The sequence below is a fragment of the Burkholderia sp. 28_3 genome, assembly GCF_003253915.1.
GTDB lineage: Bacteria > Pseudomonadota > Gammaproteobacteria > Burkholderiales > Burkholderiaceae > Burkholderia > Burkholderia cenocepacia.
The window spans coordinates 267,418-286,078 of the sequence record NZ_QKZF01000002.1 but is presented as its reverse complement, the minus strand read 5'-3'; the positions used below and the strand labels follow the sequence as shown (position 1 = coordinate 286,078).

The window sequence follows — 18,661 nt, the reverse complement described above, 5'->3', positions numbered from 1 at the left end:
AAAAGACGCTATGTTACGCCGCGTATCTTGAAAAAGTGTGGTTTCAGGTCTCGAAAAACTCAGCCCACTGCCACGCATCGGGCGCGGCCAATAGCGCATCGACCAACCGGAAATTCATCTCGTGGCTCGGCCGCAGCGCGCTCACGCGCGCGAGCAGCGGCGCACCGGCGAGCGCGAGATCGCCGATCAGGTCGAGCACGCGGTGCCGGACGAATTCCTCCGGCAGCCGCATCCCGCCCAGCACGCGATTGCCGACGATCGACGCGGTGCACGACGGCCGCGCGCCGCGCAGGATCGGCACACCACGAAGATAGCCGGCGACGATCGCGGGCACGGCCCACTTCACGCGCCCGTAAGAGCGCGACGGCGCGATGTCGGTCGCGAATGCGGCCGGGGTCAGCGCGCCGTCCCAGTGCATGTCGCCGAAGCCGCGCAGATCGTTGCGCACGCTCAGTTCATAACGCGGCGCCGGCTCGATCCGCATCTCGCGCCGCTGGTCGCCGTCGCCGTCCGTGACGACGATGGGCCGCAGCACGCGGATGAAGCGTTTCGGCGCATCGAGCGCGACGCGGCCGCACGCGCGGATCGCGTCCACCCACGGCGTGGCGCTGCCGTCGAGAATCGGCACCTCTTCCGCGTCGAGCTCGACGATCGCGTGATCGATCTCGCACGCGAGCAGCGACGCGAGCAGGTGCTCGATCGTGCGCACGCCGATGCCATCGGCATTGCGCAGCATCGTGCAGAGCGGCTGCGCGCGGCGCAGCGCGGGGTCGACCGGCAACGTTGCGAGCGTGCGCCCGTGCTCGACCCGACGGAACACGATGCCCGTCACGCCGTCTTCCGGATGCGCAGGCAGAATCCGCACGCCGACCCGGCGCCCCGTATGCAAGCCGTGCCCGTCGATGGTCAGCGGGCGCGCCAGCGTGCCCTGCCGCGTCGCCCAGCCGGTCGGCGCGCTCACCGCGCCACCTCCAGCGACGGCGATACCTGCTCGGCAACCGGCGCCGGCTGCGCATCGAGCATCGCGCGCGCTTCGCCGTCGATCGCATGCTTCGCGGCGAGTGCCGCGACGGCCTCCTGCGCGGCATCGGCCGCCGACGCGACATCGCAGCCGGCATCGGCCGACGCGCCGATCGAATCGACGATGCGGCCAGCCAGCGTCGTCACCGACGCCCCTTCCGCGATCGCCATCACCGACAGCTTGACTTCGAACGCCTCCTCGACCGCAAGGCCGAGCTCCATCCCCATCAGCGAATCCATGCCCATGTCGAGCACCGACTTGTCGAGCGCGATGCGATCGGGCGTCATGTGCAGAATCCGCGCGATCTGCGCCTGCAGCGTTCGCGCCACCAGCGCGATGGCTTCGTCGCGCGCCAGGGCGAGCACTTCTTCACGCAGTTGCGTGCCGCCGTCGCGTGCATCGCCGCCCTTCGCCTGCGATTGCAGCAGCGCATACCGACGCGCCTTCGCGGCCGGCATTCCGCGCGCCACCGCGTGCCAGTCGAGCCGCACCACCGCTTCGCCGGCCGCACCCGCCACCAGCACGCGCTCGAGCGCGGCCATCGCCTCGTCGGACGTGATCGACGCGCCGCCGATCCGCGACTGCAACGCTTCGCGCGTATCGGCGTGGCGTGCGAGGAAGCCGACATCCTCGAGCGGCCCCCACGCCATGAACGTGCCGGGCAAGCCTGCCGCGCGGCGATGTTCGACCAGTGCCTCGAGGAAGGTATTGGCCGCGACGTAGTTCGATTGCCCCGGATTGCCGAGATAGGTGGTCGCCGACGAATAGACGACGAACAGGTCGAGCGGCAGCCCGCGCGTCGCGCGATGCAGGTTCCACGCGCCCGCCACCTTCGGCGCGAGCACCGCGGCCATCCGCGCGTCGTCGAGATTGCGCACGAGGCCGTCGTCGATCGACATCGCGGAATGCAGCACGCCCTTCAGCGGATGGGCGCCTCGGACGATCGCGGCAATCATCGCGTCGACCGCCGCGGCGTCGGTCACATCGCACGACACGACGTCGACGGTGACGCCGAGCGACGCGTGCCAGCGCGCCACCTCGGCGCGCGCCGCGACAGTGAGTTCGCCGGAGCGGCTCGCGAGCGTCAGCCGGCGTGCGCCATGCTCGACCATCCAGCGTGCGCTCGCGAAGCCGAGGCCACCCGTGCCGCCAACCACCAGGTAAGCACCATGCGGATCGAGCGCGAACGACTCCGCGCGCGCGACGCCGCGCGTCGGCGCGGGCGTGCCCGACGGATAGGTCACGAGCACCTTGCCGATCTGGCGCGCCTGCTGCATGTAGCGGAACGCATCCTCGGCCCGCTCGGCCGGGAACGCGCGATACGGCAACGGATGCAGCACGCCTGCCGCGAACAGCGCCATCACTTCGCCGAACAGCCGTGCGGTCAGCTCCGGCAACGCGCCCATCAACTGGTCGGCGTCGATGCCGAAATAGCTGATGTTGTTGCGGAACGGCCGCAGCCCGATATGGCTGTTTTCGTAGAAATCGCGCTTGCCGAGTTCGAGGAAACGGCCGAATGGACGCAGCGTATCGATGCTGCGCACCATCGCTTCGCCGGCGAGCGAATTCAGCACGATGTCGACGCCCTCGCCGCCCGTCATCGCGCGAATCTCGTCCGCGAACGCCAGGCTGCGCGAATCGAGCACGTGATCGGCGCCGAGCAGGCGCACGAACTCGCGCTTCTCGTCGCTGCCGGCCGTCGCGAACACTTCCGCGCCGAAGTGGCGCGCGAGCTGGATCGCGGCAATCCCGACGCCGCCCGCGCCGCCGTGCACCAGCACGCGCTCGCCGCGGCGCAGCCGCGCGAGTTCGACGAGCGCGTAGTACGCGGTGAAGAACGTCGTCGGCACGGTCGCCGCTTCCTCGAACGACAGGCGTTCGGGTTTCGGCGCGATGGCCTGCGCGCGCGTCCTGACACGCGTCGCGAACGACGCCGGCGCAAAGCCGAGCACCGCATCGCCCGGTGCGAACTTCGTCACTGCCCTGCCCACCCGGACGACGCGGCCCGACAATTCCATGCCGATCGTCGCGCCCGCGAAGCCGGTCTCGACCGCCTCATCGGACAGGAGCCCCATCGCATACATCACGTCGCGGAAATTCAGGCCGGTGGCCACCGGCTCGATCTCCACCTCGTCGTCGCCCAGCGCGCTTTCCGGCAACGCGAACCATTCAAGATTGCGCAACGAGCCCGGTGCGTCGAACGCCAGCACCGACGCGCGCGCAATCGCGCCGTCGCTGCGCGCCGCGGCCTGTGCGGCCGTCAGCATGCGCGGCACCAGCCGCCCGTGCGCGCTCAGCACGACTTCTTCCTCGACCGCCGCGCCGGTCAGCTCGCGAATCAGCGCATCGGGAATCCCGTTCGCCGCGGGGTCGACGTCGATCAGGCGGCACGCGAGTTCGGGATGCTCGTTCGCCAGCACGCGACCGAGGCCCCACAGCGTCGCCTGTTCCGGATGCGCGTTCGCGGCGCCGGCGAACGGCGCGCCGCCGCGCGTGACGACGGTCAGCCGCGTGGCCGCGTTCGGCTGCGCACCGAGCGCGCGCACCAGCGCCGCCAGCGCGATCACGCCGTGACGCAGCGCGGCCATCAGGACGTCTCCGGTCGTCGTATCGGCAAGCGGCGTTTCCGGTGCGCAAAACACGACATGCGCGGGCTGCCCGACCGGCAACGACGCGATCGCATCGGCTGCGTGCGTGAGGTCGACGATGTCGGCCGGATAGCCGGCGTGCGCGAGCGCATCGGCCAGTTTCCCGCCGAAACCGCCGGCCTCGGCCGGGGCGTGCATCACGAGCCATTGTTCGCTGCGGGCGAGCGTATCGAGATCGCTCGCGTCGCTGCCGCGCTGCGTGGCCGACGTGCTCGCCGGGTTGCGCGCGACGACGAACGTCGGCGTGCCGTCCAGATCCAGCGCCTGCTCGACATGCCGCACGACGTCGGCAAAGCCCGCACGCGCGAGCGCCGCCTCGAGATCGGTCGGCGCCAGCGGGGCGGGTTCGTCGGCTTCCGTCAATACCGCCTGCGGGGCGAACACGATGTCGGAGAAACGGCCGCGACGCGACTCCGCCAGCAGCAGCAAGCCGCCCGGCGCGAGCCACGAGCGCATCGCATTCAGTGCGTCGGCCAGATCATGCCGCCCGCTCAGCGCGCGGTTCGCGACGATCAGGTCATAAGGCCCGGCATCGTCGGCGGACAGCGACAGCCGTTCGCCCGGCTGCAGCGCGACCGTACGCACCGCGGCTTGCTCATCCGTATCGAACCCGGCCAATTGGCCGGCCGTCGCGGCGATCGTGTGATCGCAGCGCGCGGCGGCGAGATGCATGCCGAGCGTCTGCAGCACGTCGCCGTCCGTCGCGCCCAATTCGAGCACCCGCAGCCGGCGCGCCGGTTGCCACGCGTCGACCGCCTGCTCGACACCGGCCGCCAGCAGCGCATGCACGTGCTGCCAGGTCGGCGATGCGGCAAGCAACTGTTCGACCAGGCTGTGACCGGTCGGCGACAGCCAGCGTGCATCGTCCTTCGCGCCGCTCAGCACGTCGGGCAACGCCGCGCCGCAATGGGCAAGCAGCGTCAGCTCGGCCACGTGCCCCGGCGATTCGGCCAGCAGCCCGCGCCACAGATCGTCGAGCGGCGGCAGCGCCGCGCACGCCGCGTCGTCGCGAACGAGATACGTACCGTCACGGGAGGCAAGACCGTCCTCGACGAGCATGTCCGCCAGACGCGCGGCCAGCGCCGCCCGCTCCGGTGCGGGCTGCCACGTGCCGGCGAACACGCCGAGCGCATCGAACGCACGGAGCACGTACAGGCTTGCCAGCACGTCGAGCAGCGGCAGGATCTCGGTCAAATGCTGCGTCCGGCGGCCGTCGAGCCCCGCGGCATCGACGCGCGCGACCGCTTGCGCGAGCAACGTGTCGGGCGCCGGCAACGCGGCTGCGTCGACGTCGGTCGGCAACGGCATCTCTTCGAGGCGGTAGACGAAACGCGAAGGCAGGTTCTGGCGGCGGCCGACGAGGTCCACGCGCCGGAACCGGCAGCCGCCGAGCCGCGCGACGATCGCGCCCTGCGCATCGAGGAATTCGAACTGCGCGACGATCGAATGCGGGCTGCGCCGATCGATCCGCGCGAGCACGCGGGCGACCGTGTCGCCGCGCAGGTAGTCGACCCGGCCGATCTGCACCGGCACGTAGGCCGGGTGCTCGCCATCGCGTGCATGCGCCGCCAGCAAGGCGAACAGCGGATGAAAACCGCTGTCCATCAGCGCCGGATGCAGCAGATAGGCGGACAGCGCCCGCGCATCGCCGCACTCGGCCGGCGCGGCGACGTCGGCCAGCGCAGCGTCCTCGTCCGCGGCGACCCGCACGGTGCGCACCCAGCGGAACGCCGGCCCGTAGCCGAGGCCGATCGCCGCCGTATTCGCATACAGCGTGTCGCCGTCGGCGGCCGGCAGAGCGAGCAGGTGCTCGAGCGTCGCGGCCGGCACGACGCTCGCGGTGCCGAGCGCGTTACCGCTTTCGAGCATCCGTCCCGTCACGTTCAGCGTCCATGCGCCGTCGGACATCCGGTCGCGCGTCTCGATCGTAAACGTCGCGGTGCGCGGCTCGATCATGAGCCGGAACAGCTTCGCCTGCTGCGGCTGGAACACGACCGGCGTGCGGATCTCGACGTTTTCGAGCGCCGCATCCGGCGTATCGAAGAAGGTGCGCGCCGCGGCAAGCGCCATTTCCACGTAGCCGGCGCCCGGGAATGCCACGCCGCCGTCGACGACGTGATCGGCCAGCATCGGCAGCTTCGCCGGATCGAGCTGGTTTTCCCAGCCGAACGCGTGTTCGTGCAGCCGATAGCCGAGCAGCGGATGCTCGCGGCGGCGATTGACGAGACCATAGCCTTCGACGGTCGGCGTCAGCCAGAAGCGGTCGCGCTGCCACGGATACGACGGCAACGCCGCGCGCGCCGCGCCGGGCGCGAAGCGGTCGGGATCGACGTTCGCGCCGTGCGCGATCGCCGCGAGAATCGCCTGCCGCAACGTCGCCGCGCTGCCGTGGTCGCGCTTGAGCGTCGGCAGCACCGCGCCGGTCACGCCGGCGGCCGTCAACGCCTGCTTCACGTAGGTGCGCAGGATCGAATGCGGCGACACTTCGACGAACAACCGGACGCCCTGCTCGATCAGGTGCGCGATGCCGTCGCCGAAGCGCACGGGCTCGCGGATATTGCGCCACCAGTAGCGCGCATCCAGTTCGTTGCCCGCGAGCGCGCCGCCGGTCACGGTCGATACGAACGTGCCGTTGCCCGGTTGCGGCCGCAGGCTGGCCAGTTCGGCGAGCACGACCGGCTCGATACGATCCATGTGGCTGCTGTGGAACGCATAGTCGAGATCGAGCATCTGGAAGAACTTGCCGCTGCCGCGCAGCGCCGCCTCCAGCGCCTGCAAGCCCTGCAGCTCGCCCGCGAGCGTCACCGCGTCGGGGCTGTTGATGCCGGCCACCTCGACCCGGCGCACCAGCCCGTGGCGCGCGATCAGCTCGCGCGCGGCCGCCTCGCCGATGCCGACGGCCGCCATCCGGCCGCTGCCGCGCGTCATCGCCTGGGCGCGGCTGCGGATCTTGATCACGCGCACCGCGTCGGCGAGCGACAGCGCGCCCGTCACCCACGCCGCGGCAATTTCGCCGACGCTGTGGCCGATCGCCGCGTCGTAGCGCATGCCGCGCGCGTCGATCACACGAATCATCCCGACCTGGATCGCAAACAGCAGCGGCTGCGCGTTCTCCGTCGCGGCGAGCCATTCAGCGCCCCCGCCGGCCAGCCATTCCGCGCTCGGACCGCCGCGCATCACGTCGACGAGCGACGGGCTGCCGTCCTCGCACCACAGCGCGTCGACTTCGTCGAGCGCCGCACGGAAAACCGCGTTCTCCGCATAGAGTTCGTTGCCCATCCCGACCCACTGGCAACCATTGCCCGAGAACACGAGTGCGGTACGCAGCGCGTCCGCGGGCGCCTGGCCGGTTGCCACGCAGGCCGGCAGCCCTTCCTGTGCCGGCTGGGCCAGTGCCGCCAGCGCCGCGCGGCCTTCGGTTGCATCGACCGGCGCGACGATCGCGCGATGTTCGAGCCACTGGCGACGACGGGCGGCCGCGGCGGCCAGCGCCTGCCAGTCGCCGCCGTTCTCGAGCACGGCCAGATAGCGGCCTGCGAGTGCCGCGAGCGCATTCGCGCTGCGAGCGGTCAGGACGAGCGGCGACGGTTGTGCATGAGCCGGCTCGGGCGCTGCCGTCGGCACGTCGTTTGCGACCGGCGCCTCGGTCAGTACGACGTGGGCGTTCGTTCCACCGAAGCCGAACGAGTTGACGCCGACCGTCAGCGGTGCGCCGCCCGCGTCGAGCGGCATGTAGCGATCGACGACACGCAGACGGCCGCCGTCGAAATCGATCCCGGGATTGGGCGTGACGAAGTGCAGCGAGCGCGGCACCGCGCGATGCTTCAGGCACAGCACGGCCTTCAGCAGACCGGCCATGCCGGACGCCGTCTCGAGGTGCCCGATGTTGGTCTTCACCGACCCGATCAGCAGCGGACGATCGGCCGGGCGCTCGCCCGACACGACGTCGATCAGCGCGCGTGCCTCGATCGGATCTCCCACTGCCGTACCGGTGCCGTGCGCCTCGAGATAGGCGAGCGACTGCGGATCGATGCCGGCGCGCGCGTACACGCTGCGCAGCAGCGACGCCTGCGCGGCCGCGCCCGGCACGCTGATCCCGCCCGGCGAGTGGCCGACCGAGTTCACGCCGGAACCGGCGATCACTGCGTGGATCGTGTCGCCGTCGGCCAGCGCGCGATCGAGCGGCTTGAGCAGCACGAATGCGCCGCCTTCCGAGCGCACGTAGCCGTCGCCGGTCGCGTCGAATGCGCGGCAACGACCGCGCGGCGACAGCATCGACGCCTTCGAGAAGCTGACGAAGCCGAACGGATGCAGCAACAGGTTGACGCCGCCCGCGAGCGCCACGTCGGCTTCACCGGACTGCAGCGCCTTGACGGCTTGATGGAGGGCGACGAGCGACGACGAGCAGGCCGTATCGACGGACATGCTCGGGCCGCGCAGGTCGAACAGGTAGGACACGCGGTTCGACGCGATACTCAGGGTGTTGCCGGTCGCCGAATACGGATCGATCACGTTCAGATCGTCCATGTTGCGGTTGCCGTAATCCGTGCCGGCCACGCCGACGAACACGCCGCAGTTGCTGCCGCGCATGTCGGCCGGGCGCACGCCCGCGTCCTCGAACGCTTCCCATGCGAGTTCGAGCAGCAGGCGCTGCTGGGGGTCCATCTGGGCCGCTTCGCGCGGAGAAATGCCGAAGAATGCGGCATCGAAGCCGGCGACGTTGTCGAGCACGCCGGCCGCGAACGTGTAGCTCTTGCCCGGTTCGCGTTTGGACGGGTGCTGGTAGAAATCGGTACCGAAGCGGTCGGCGGGGATTTCGGTCACTGCGTCGCGTTCGTCGCGCAGCAGTTGCCAGAAGTCGCCAAGATTGTTCGCGCCCCCGGGAAACCGACAAGCCATCCCAATTATTGCAATCTTACTGTTCATCTTTTATGTCGCTTTCTCGGATGCGTGCGGCTGTTCCGCGCGATTTCCGTCATCTTGTACCACATGCAGCAGCGCCGCCCCAAGCTCTTCGGCCGCCAAATTCCGGCATTCGGGAGTATCTGTGCCGTAATTTCGCCAAATGAAGTAGTCGCTGGTTTGGGGAGAAACGCCCAGTTTATCGAATACGTGCGGTAGAGCTGGAACGTGGTCGCCGTAAAAGCAAACGACTGTTTCACGATCGCTGCTGCGCAAATGATCGAGCAGGCGCCCGATCATTGCGTCTGCGTTTTCAATGTGCCGCAGGTAGGCTGTCAGGTCGCGCCAGGATGCGTCTTCGCCAAGAGTATGCCTTGAACGCGATTCCTCCGGTAATACCTTCTCCAGGTGCAGTGGGCCGTGGTTTTCCATCGTCATCGCAAAGATGAAGCGCGGTTTGTCGCACTTGCTTTCCAGCGCGGCGATCACAGCGTCGAGCACGGCTGCATCGGAGATATACGGGCCAGCGCGCGGCGCGTCGGCAAAGTATTCGATGTCGAGAAATGTGTTGAATCCGAGCAACGGAAAGACACGATTGCGACCAAAGAAATCGGCGTAATAGGGATGCAGCGCCAGCGTTTCGTAACCGCCACGGCCGAACCAGCTTGCGATCGACGCACATGCGCGGCGCACGAACGCATACGGATAAAAACGCGCGTAGCCGAGGCGCTCAAACGACAGGCCGGTCAGCACCGAGAATTCCGTGCGCATCGTGTTTGCGCCCCATGCCGGTACCGAAAGCTCGCCGTAGCAGACTGCTTCGCGTCTCGCGCGATCGAAATGGGAAAGCAAGGCTGGCGCAATTGCCGATGAAATGCGTCGTACGTCGAACAGCGATTCGCTCTGAATCACGACGACGTCGGGGCGTTGCGTCGACGTACCGGCAACGAACGGCCCCGTCTCGACCACGCGCCGGAACGCCTTGAACGTCGCGGGACGCATGCCGTTCAGCAAGTATGCAATGAAAACTGCGAAAAACCCGTGACGCCGCTGATCTTCCTCGGCGTCGAGCGCCAACGGCAGGCGACCTGCAATGTATCGCGCCAGCAAGAATGTGAAGGCAACAACGGCCGCCAGCGCCAACACCGGACGCGGCGTGACGGGCGCCTCGGCAAGATAGCCGGCGACGACCAATACGATTCCGGCGCCGATCGCCGCGACCTTACCGGCGCTCAGGAACGGCAGATAGAGCCGCGGGTGCGAGAACAACTGACTGAAGAGGCTGAGATCGGTAAAAACGAACGGTTCGCGCAAGGACTCATATTTGGCGTTGCTGACGACTGCGACAAGCCCGACCAAAGCCACTGCGACGGACGACGAGAAGATCGGACGCGCGGTAACAAGCAACATCAGTGACGCAAGGAACACGACGGCAAGCACGTGCACAAGCAACGCGCCCGAACCGCGCCGCAACGAAGCACGCGGAACCGCGATCAGGTCCGGCAAAAAAGACACGCCAGCCGCAACGGCAAACGCGAGCCAGATCGCGCCCGTCAATTTACGTCTTCCTTGCCGGGCAGATACGAAAGCTTGTCGAGAATCGCATCGGCCAATGTGATGGGCAGGACGGTGAGGATACGCATGCCCAACGCGAGCAGGCCCGGAAATGCGATTTCCGCGCGGCCGGCATCGAGCTTCCTGCGAATGTATGCGGCGGCCTGATCGGCAGTCCACATGAATGGCTTGTCGCCAGGAAAAACGTCGCTCATCGACGTCTTGACGAAGCCGGGAAGAATGACCGAGACACCGATCCCGTCGCGTTTCAGCAGTGGGCGGACAGAATCGGCGTAGGCCTTGATCGCCGATTTGCTCGCGCAGTACGCGGGCGAGATGGCCATACCTCGAAGCGCGGCGAGGGAACTGACCGCAGCAATGCGGCCATGCTTGCGGGTACGCATGCGCTCCACAGCCGGGAGAACCGTGTGCATCGCGCCGTAGAAATTCGTATCGACAACGGTAGTGATACGGTCGAGGTCCTCCCAGTCGGATGCGGAGGACAGCGTGCTCGCGACACCAGCGTTGGCGATGAGCAGGTCGATCGGATGCTGATCGTCGAAACGATGCAGCCATGCGCGAATCGGCTGCGGCTCTCGTACGTCGACGATGCCGACGATCACTTTTGCACCGCGCGCCCGGCACGCCGCCGCCGTCGATTCGAGCTGCGTTTCATTCCGGCCGACGATGCCGAGCACGGTATCGGGTTGCGCATAGGCGAGCGCCAAAGCGCGGCCGATGCCCGCGCTTGCGCCGGTGACAACGACGTGCCGAACGGCCGCCTTAGTCATCCGCGCGCTCTAGCCGGGCAACCGCGCCGGCAATGGCCATCGTGATGCCAGTCCGCGTATAGAAATCGCCGTTGATCTGTGTGTGATGCATCACGTAGTCGAGGAACGCGTGATAGAGATCCATATCCGGCGGCACGCCTCCAAGCCAAAAGTCATCGAGCTCTCCCTGCCAAGTCAGGCCGCCGAAATTGTAGATAGCGGAGCCGAGCGCAATCAGGGGCCGCTTGTGATGCAGTGCGGACAAGCCAACCGTGCTGTTGATAACCACGACCCCGCGTGCGTGTTCAAGCAATGTCGGAAGATGGCCGGCATCGATGAAACGAATTCGATTCTCCATCCCGGCGGCACGCGCAATTTTAAGCGAAAAATTTCGATACTCGATCAACCCCGTATCCAGCGGGTGATTTTTGATGACCAGCAACGCATCTTGCGGCGCATGTCGCGCGAATGACTCCACGACGTGGCGGATCGCGCCGCGAATTCCATCGAAAGACGAATGCACGACAATTTGTGCATCGGAATTCAATTGAAGCGGAAACAGGTAGTACGTCCCGCCACTATCGAGCAGTTCGTGCGTGACGGTCTCCGCCTCGCGCCGATGCTTGCGTTGGAGGAGCATCCGGACGGCGAGCCCCGAATATTCGAAAAATCCGTTCCTCGGCCGGTGACTGCGATACTTCGGAAACCGGGGCCAGCATACCGTGTTCGCAAAACGATACGTGATGTCGTGAAAGGCGCGCTCGTACAGGTTGTAGCCGGTGGCCTGCCATTGCTTGGCAGGCGGCGTCACGCTGCGCTGCTGCAGATACCATGCACGGTCACGCGGCAGTAGCGAACGCCCATTGACGCCGTGGCGCTCCAGCGTGATCCAGTGCGGCCGAACATAGCCTTCCTCGAATACGTGGACACGCAGGCCATGCACCGCCGAGACAGTCAGCATCTCGCGATGGATATCGCGGCAGTCGCCGAACATGATGACGTCGGAGATCCCCTTCTGCCGCACAATATCGTCATACCATTGCGACAAATTACCGATGCTGCCGCTGTAATTTAAGACAGTCCCCACCCCGCCATACAGCAAGTCTCCGCCGCAAAAATTGACACGATAGACGGCAAACCCCTTGTCCTGGAGCGCGCGTGAAAGCCGATAGAAAAAAAGCGAGGCAGTGCCTTGCAGCACGAGAAACGAGCGCGGCATCTAGGTAATTGTGTGGAAGCCCCAAGAAGCACGAATATTTTTGTAATGCGTTAGTAAGGTTGTTCAATGAACGCAAACTTTCGCGCCAGACTCAGTGGCTGTATGAGGCGACAATGACCGCCGGAGGTGTGGAGGATACCTCATTGCATTACAAACGAGAAATATCTGTCATCGTCAAAAAACGACATCCCTCGCCCGTCACAAACGATCTCGCACGTGCGTCACATTCTTACGGTCGAGCCCGCTCGACGTCGGGCCGGCATCCACCAATCGCAACGACATACCCGATTCGCCGTTTCGGGGCCGCGCACCTCCGGCCCTCACGTTCTGGCGAATCCGACATGTAATCACGACTGCATTGACCACGTCTCAACCGATCCAACCTGAGAGTCGGCGGCTTACGGCGCGCCGAAGGGCGCCCCGCCATCACGGCGCATACTTACCGAAACACATGCCAGCACGACACAAGCTCAGCAGTTGACGCTCGCCGAGCATGGCTTCACATGCCCCAGCGTTCGCCATGGCTTCCTTGTCAAGCCTAGAGCCTTTCGATGGTTGCGAGTACCACTTCCAACGAGGCGAACATATAAGCGAGCTCAGGAGCGACGCATCCACTTGCGTAATCTTCCCGTGAGGGTTCGAGATTTATGTGCGCCTGAAGCCGGCGACACAATTTCCTCACCCAGATAGGAATTACGCTTTCGTGTGCCGTCGACTACACTAACCAGATTGCGGAGCTGCAAGCGGCCCAAATATTCGTCGGAAAACGCCGGCGTGTAGTAAACACAATCGTCGAAGAAATAGTGTGTCACCTGCGACCAGCGTGACATCGCAGGGTCGACCTGCGGGCTCCCCCCGTGCAACAGGTTGGCACACCAGATCAACGCTTGCCCTTTCCGCGCCTCGAAAGTCTTGATGCTGGCACCCTTTGCCTCCACCATGGCATCCCAGATTTCCTGATACGGCAATTGCGCCGACTCACTGGACACCCCAAATCCACGTCGGCCAGCCGTCGCATTATCAATCATGGGCCAGTTATGCGATCCTGGAACCAATTGAAGCGGCCCTGCCTCCGGATAGATATCTTCAAGCGCAACCCACACCCCACACATGAAGCGCTGAGGGATTGAAGAGAAATGCACCGCATCGGTGTGCAACTTTTGCTGCGTACCGACCCGGAAATTGAGTGTTTGGAACGGAAAAGCCGCCCGACCATACAAGCGCCCGAGCAAATCCAACATCTGAATGTTGGTGGCAATCGCCTTCACATCGGGATCGTTTATCCACGCATCCTGAATGCGACCGACAGCATAAAACACACCATCGTTGCTCAGTCCCGTGTCAGCAAACAGCGGGGCCAGGCGTTCACGAATACGCGCAATCCGCACATCGAGCTCCGGATCGGGAAAATCGATCACCGCGTAGCCGTTACGGTTCAGCGCATTCGCAATCTCACGTTCTCCAGGTGTCAGTTCCACCTGGGAAATTTCAGCATCGAAAAGTGGTGACTCAATCAATGGAATGCCGGGCAGCAGACGCTTCTTTACGTCCATGAATACTCCTTCGACGTTACTTCACTCAATCCACCCCGAATCATCATAGAGAAGCAATGGAGAAATTCAATCCAAAATAAATGCATGACATTAATCCGAAGAAGACTTGAGGCTGCAGAAGTGAGGGAATTCAAACCATTCACACCCGCCAAGGCTCATATAATTTCGGGAAATCGGCAATAGTAAAATCCTCCCGGTCAAGCGTCAGATTTTGATTGTAGTACGGATCATTCAATAGGTCAGTTTTCCACCGATAAAGCATAAAATTCTTCTCTCGATTAAACCTGGCGCGTTTTTCAGGAGACATCTGATCATCCCCTCTACTATAAGACTCGTAATGATGCAAGACTGCGTACGGAGTCCACAAAACCCTGTAGCCCGCCTCTCGAACACGAAGACACAAATCCACATCGTTAAATGCAACCGGAAGGTTGTCTTCATCAAAACCATCGACAGCATGGAATACATCTCGGCGCATGACAAGGCACGCTCCTGTGACTGCCGAAAAATTTTGCACAAGACGTGCTCTTCCAGCATATCCTGGATGCGTCGCGGGATATAACCGATGAGCATGACTCGCAAACCCACCGATACCCATCACGACACCCGCATGCTGAACAAATCCATCACCATAAAGGAGTTTTGCTCCCACGGCACCGATATCTGGCCGCAAGGCATGCGAGACCATCTCGCTTAGCCACCCCGGCTCGACTGCCTCAACGTCGTCATTAAGAAAGCACAGTATTTTTCCAGAGGCATGCTTTTCCGCAAAATTATTTATCGAAGAGTAGTTGAATGGGAAATCATACCTTAACACTGCCACATTACTTCTCTTTGACAACGACTGCAGAAAATCGACCGTTTCCCGCTTCTCGCTTTGATTGTCTACAACGACAACCTCAAAATTATCATAAGCAGTCCTGTTGAAAATGCTATGCATGCATTTTTTCAATAACGGACCACCATCTCGAGTCGGTATGATTACAGTGACCTTGGGAGCGGGTGTTGGAATCGGATATCTCACCCGATAGGTTCCGGGCAACTCTCCCTGCGAAACGCTCACCCCAGGCTGATCACTGAAAAACTTGGAAAGCGCCCGCCTCTTCGCCATCCAGGCGTTATTTCCCACACTGGAATCGGCTGAATCAGGCTCGCCACGCCGACGAAAATGACGTAGCACACGCGGAATATGACAAATCTGAGATGACACACTTCTTTTCACGCACCTGAGCGCAAGATCATAATCCTGCCCTCCTTCATACTCGGCGCGGAACCCTCCTAACTCACGCACGAGTGATGTTCTGTAAGTAGCCGAGCGAGAAATATTGTCGCAGGAAAAAAACAGATCTGGATTCCACGAACTGTTAAAGCAGACATTACTACGGACTCCGTCGCCGTCAATTTCATCAGCATCCGAATAAATGATATTCAGCCCATCAGCTTCGTTGATTTTCGCGACAACAAAATATAGCGCAGCAGATGAAAGAACGTCATTTTTATCGAGAATTACCACATACTCCCCTGCTGCCGCCCCCAAGGCGCTATTCGATGCGGCTGACACGGACCCGCCTGCACTCAGAAAAACAACCTTTATGCGACTATCATCCTCGGAAAGAGATTTCAGATATGAAGCAGTTTCCGGACCATCATCCTTATCAACGGCGAGACACAACTCCCATTCCGCATAGATTTGCCCGAAAACAGATTGAACAGCCGATTTCAGGCAACTAATGGACACCCTACACACGGGAATCAGAATGGAAATCAGTGGCCGCTTTGCAAACGAGCTCATATGCCGTCGAATCGAATCAATTTCGGATTGACGAAGAGTATCAAATTTTCTTACGTACGATTCGTAATCCAAAGGTGCCGAATGGAATCGCAATTTGGCGCAATCCTCATACGCACCCTTCAAATCAGTCAACATGCGCCCCCACGTAATATTATATTTTTTTGCCCGATCGGTACTTCTGAATTTTATTATATCGCCAGCCACCCACTCCATCATTCTGAAAATCCGTTCCACGCCAGATATTTCTGTTATTCGCAAAAAATCCAACCGAACAATGCCCTCGCTCCGCATGGGAGAGAGACGCAAACGACGGGTGTCGCGTGGAATCTTGATGATTTGTTTGATGTTTCCCGCGCGAGTTGCTGGAATGACAATGGACTCCGCATCCGAAAAACCCGCGCCGGTGTCAATATAGAGTCGAGCTACCAGATGTGCTCCCCGGCGCATCATCCTGGCCTCGACATAGACCCAGCCCGATGGAACAGTTTCGCCCCTCTCCTCCGGCTCGAGGTCAAAGAGAGGATGATCTCCCGTAGACTTCCAGTCGAAAGACGTCGCCCCTGACAAAGCCAGATCCCTGACCGGATTGACCTTGAATCGAACGGTTCGACGAACTATCGACGGGAAGAACTCTTTCATGTTGACCAAAAGTAGATGAATCTGGGTCGACCGCGTAACAAGCCCGCACGAGAAGCACGCTTGGCCCTCAGAGGATTTTTAGTGAGATGCATGGCGCCCCGCCCAGGCAGAGCCGGCAGAGACGTAGGAGCCACCGCCCAACACACGGGACCACGGTACACCCGGGGGCACCGCTCGCTAGAGTACACACACTGTCATGCAATTGTTCCCCACGCCCGACTTGTGCGAGCGGTCGAAGAACATTTGGCTCCGCTCCGGGCAAGCATAAACAAGTCTCTTGCCCGGAATCTACACTCAAGTCGCGGTCGCTCTAGGCGCATTGAGCGCGAGGCGCCTGAGCGACGCGACCCGCGGCGGCCACGCCAACTGACAGTCAAACCGGTCGAGGGACAGGTTCGGGTTATAGGCGGGGTCATTCGCGATCAGGTCCGGCCAGTGTTGGCGCATGTAATCGATCTCTCGATTAGCCCGAGCGATCTTCTCCACGGTGTCGTCCCTGCCTCGTGTTGCGGACTCGTGGTGATACAGCACGGCATGCGGCGTCCAGAGCACCTTATAGCCCGCTTGTCGAACGCGGAGGCAAAAATCGACGTCGTTGAATGCAACTGCGAGATCGTGTTCGTTCAATCCACCCAGTTGCAGATACAGCGATCGCCGGACGACGAGACATGCACCGGTTACCGCGGACAGTGACTGCATCGTTACCGCGCGCGCCTGATATCCCGGTTCATCTCGCCCCAATCCGCGATGCAGGTGATCGGCGCAGCCGCTAAGCCCGACTATGACGCCCGCATGCTGAACGGTTCCGTTCGAATAGAGAAGCTTAACGCCGACAACGCCGACTTCCGGACGCAGCGCGTGTCCCATCACTTCGTCGAGCCAATCGCCGTCGATGACCTCCACGTCATTATTGACTAGGGCGACGAACTCTCCCCGGGCAATATCTATCGCGCGATTGTTGAGAGCAGAGTAATTGAACGGCCGATCGTCCCTGAGGACACGTACACCGTGGTCGATCGAAAGCCTCTCCATATAGTCGAGCGTTTCCGGGTCGTCGGAGCCATTGTCGACAATGACGATTTCGAAAGCACGATAGCGAGTTTTTTCGATAATCGAATTGACACAGCGACTAAGTAACTCGAGCCCGTTGCGAGTAGGAATGACGAGCGTGACGAGTGGCACCTTCTCCGGCAACAGATACTGTATTCGCCTTCCGTAATCTGTCGACGAAACCGTTGCCTGAACTCCGGCACGCGACAAGTGACGGACGACTGCCAACCGGCTCGCATCGCGCGCATTGCGCATGACAACTGGATCTTGAATTGAATCTGATTGCGCCCTGGTGTGATAAAGCACACGCGGAATGTGCAGGATCCTGTCCCGGCTCGTATGCGAGAGACAGCGAAGCGTCATGTCATAATTCGACGCTGCCCCGTGGCGCTGATCCCGCCCGCCAGATAACGCAAAAACTTCCGTTCGGTAAGCACCTAGACCGGTAAACAGATCCGAAGATAGCATCAGATCTTCGTTCCAGTCGCTTTTGAAACGGGGGCTGTGTCGAATTCCGTTGACGTCAATGCAGTCTTCATCCGAATAGATCAAGTCGACATCGGGGCGTCGGTTAATCGAGTCAGCCACGACATACAGGCAGTGCTGCGGAAGTACATCGCACTGGCCCAGAAACACGACCCAACTGCCAGTTTCGGCGAGTTTCCGATCAAGCGTCGAATGTGTCTCCGTCGATAACTGACCGGAAATTACGCGGATGCGAGAATCAGCACGAAGGTCGCGCGGAATCAGTTCAGAGCGGTCGGAGCTAGAGCGTCGATCAACAACCAGAAGATGCCAGTGCGGGTAAATCTGAGCTGAGACCGAACGAATCGCCGCCTCCAAATGCGGCGACGGTGCGTCGGACACTTCCATCCCTATCGCGAAGACCGGACAAGTCGCGAAGTAACGCAGATTGTCCTTCATGACACGATACGTGTCTGAGCTCGGCGTATCGAAGTGTCGAACCCAGTCCGGGTATCCAACCAGCAGTTCAGATTCATCAAACAGGCCGCAGTAGTCGCGCCATGCCCGTGCGAGATCGACCCGACTGTGGCGAACATCTGTCAGTTCGTAATCATCGCCGCATGGCTTGTACTTGGGGTGCAGCGCCTCCAGTTTGGTCATGATGCGCGAACGGGCAAACCGCGTCGTTACCCTGACAAGGCGAAACGTATCGATTCGGACGACAGACGGATCATCAAGATCAAGCTCAATTTCAATCGATCCACGCGCCGGGAGATATACAAGCCGCTTACTGACTTGCCGGGCGCTGAGCTCCATTGCAAGCACGGCAGAAAGCGACCCGGCGTTCAGCTTTAACCGGGCCGGCACCTGCGCCACCTGACCATTCACACGAAGCTCGATCATGTACCAACCTGGCAGCAATTGGACATTGATCAAATAAGCCCGGGATCTCGGCCGATTGTCCGGCACATGCGTTTCGGCATCCGGAAGATCGACCAAGAAAGGCATCCCCCACGTCAGGCGCAGGGCATTGAAGTCAAACATGGAC

At 62.4% G+C, this 18,661-nt stretch carries 8 protein-coding genes; all 8 read right to left on the bottom strand.

The features are described from left to right. Positions 1 to 43 precede the first annotated feature (43 nt). Positions 44 to 961: a UDP-3-O-acyl N-acetylglycosamine deacetylase gene (locus DFS13_RS05935; RefSeq protein WP_111441464.1), complete on the bottom strand. Its 918-nt coding sequence runs from the start codon at positions 959 to 961 to the stop codon at positions 44 to 46. Then, on the bottom strand, positions 958 to 8,595 hold the full coding sequence (locus tag DFS13_RS05930) for a type I polyketide synthase (protein ID WP_111441463.1): 7,638 nt from the start codon (positions 8,593 to 8,595) through the stop codon (positions 958 to 960). Before DFS13_RS05930 ends, DFS13_RS05935 begins: the two co-directional genes overlap by 4 nt. A 3-nt stretch (positions 8,596 to 8,598) precedes the next feature. Then, a complete protein-coding gene (locus DFS13_RS05925) occupies positions 8,599 to 10,128 on the bottom strand; it encodes an LTA synthase family protein (RefSeq protein WP_105866650.1) in 1,530 nt (509 codons plus the stop codon). Beyond that, positions 10,125 to 10,916, bottom strand: a complete 792-nt coding sequence (locus tag DFS13_RS05920; RefSeq protein WP_111441462.1) for an SDR family oxidoreductase — start codon at positions 10,914 to 10,916, stop codon at positions 10,125 to 10,127. The genes DFS13_RS05925 and DFS13_RS05920 overlap by 4 nt, the downstream gene beginning before the upstream one ends. After that, the gene (locus DFS13_RS05915) at positions 10,909 to 12,114 is read right to left on the bottom strand and encodes a capsule biosynthesis protein (RefSeq protein WP_034200969.1); all 1,206 of its coding nucleotides are present in this window, start codon (positions 12,112 to 12,114) and stop codon (positions 10,909 to 10,911) included. The genes DFS13_RS05920 and DFS13_RS05915 overlap by 8 nt, the downstream gene beginning before the upstream one ends. Before the next feature lie 596 nt (positions 12,115 to 12,710). Then, positions 12,711 to 13,667: a phytanoyl-CoA dioxygenase family protein gene (locus DFS13_RS05910; protein ID WP_034200970.1), complete on the bottom strand. Its 957-nt coding sequence runs from the start codon at positions 13,665 to 13,667 to the stop codon at positions 12,711 to 12,713. A 139-nt stretch (positions 13,668 to 13,806) separates the two neighbouring features. Continuing rightward, a complete protein-coding gene (locus DFS13_RS05905) occupies positions 13,807 to 16,098 on the bottom strand; it encodes a glycosyltransferase (protein WP_241308584.1) in 2,292 nt (763 codons plus the stop codon). Positions 16,099 to 16,392: 294 nt separating this feature from the next. Next, positions 16,393 to 18,657, bottom strand: coding sequence for a glycosyltransferase family 2 protein (locus DFS13_RS05900; RefSeq protein ID WP_111966224.1), 2,265 nt, complete (start codon positions 18,655 to 18,657; stop codon positions 16,393 to 16,395). Positions 18,658 to 18,661 lie beyond the last annotated feature (4 nt).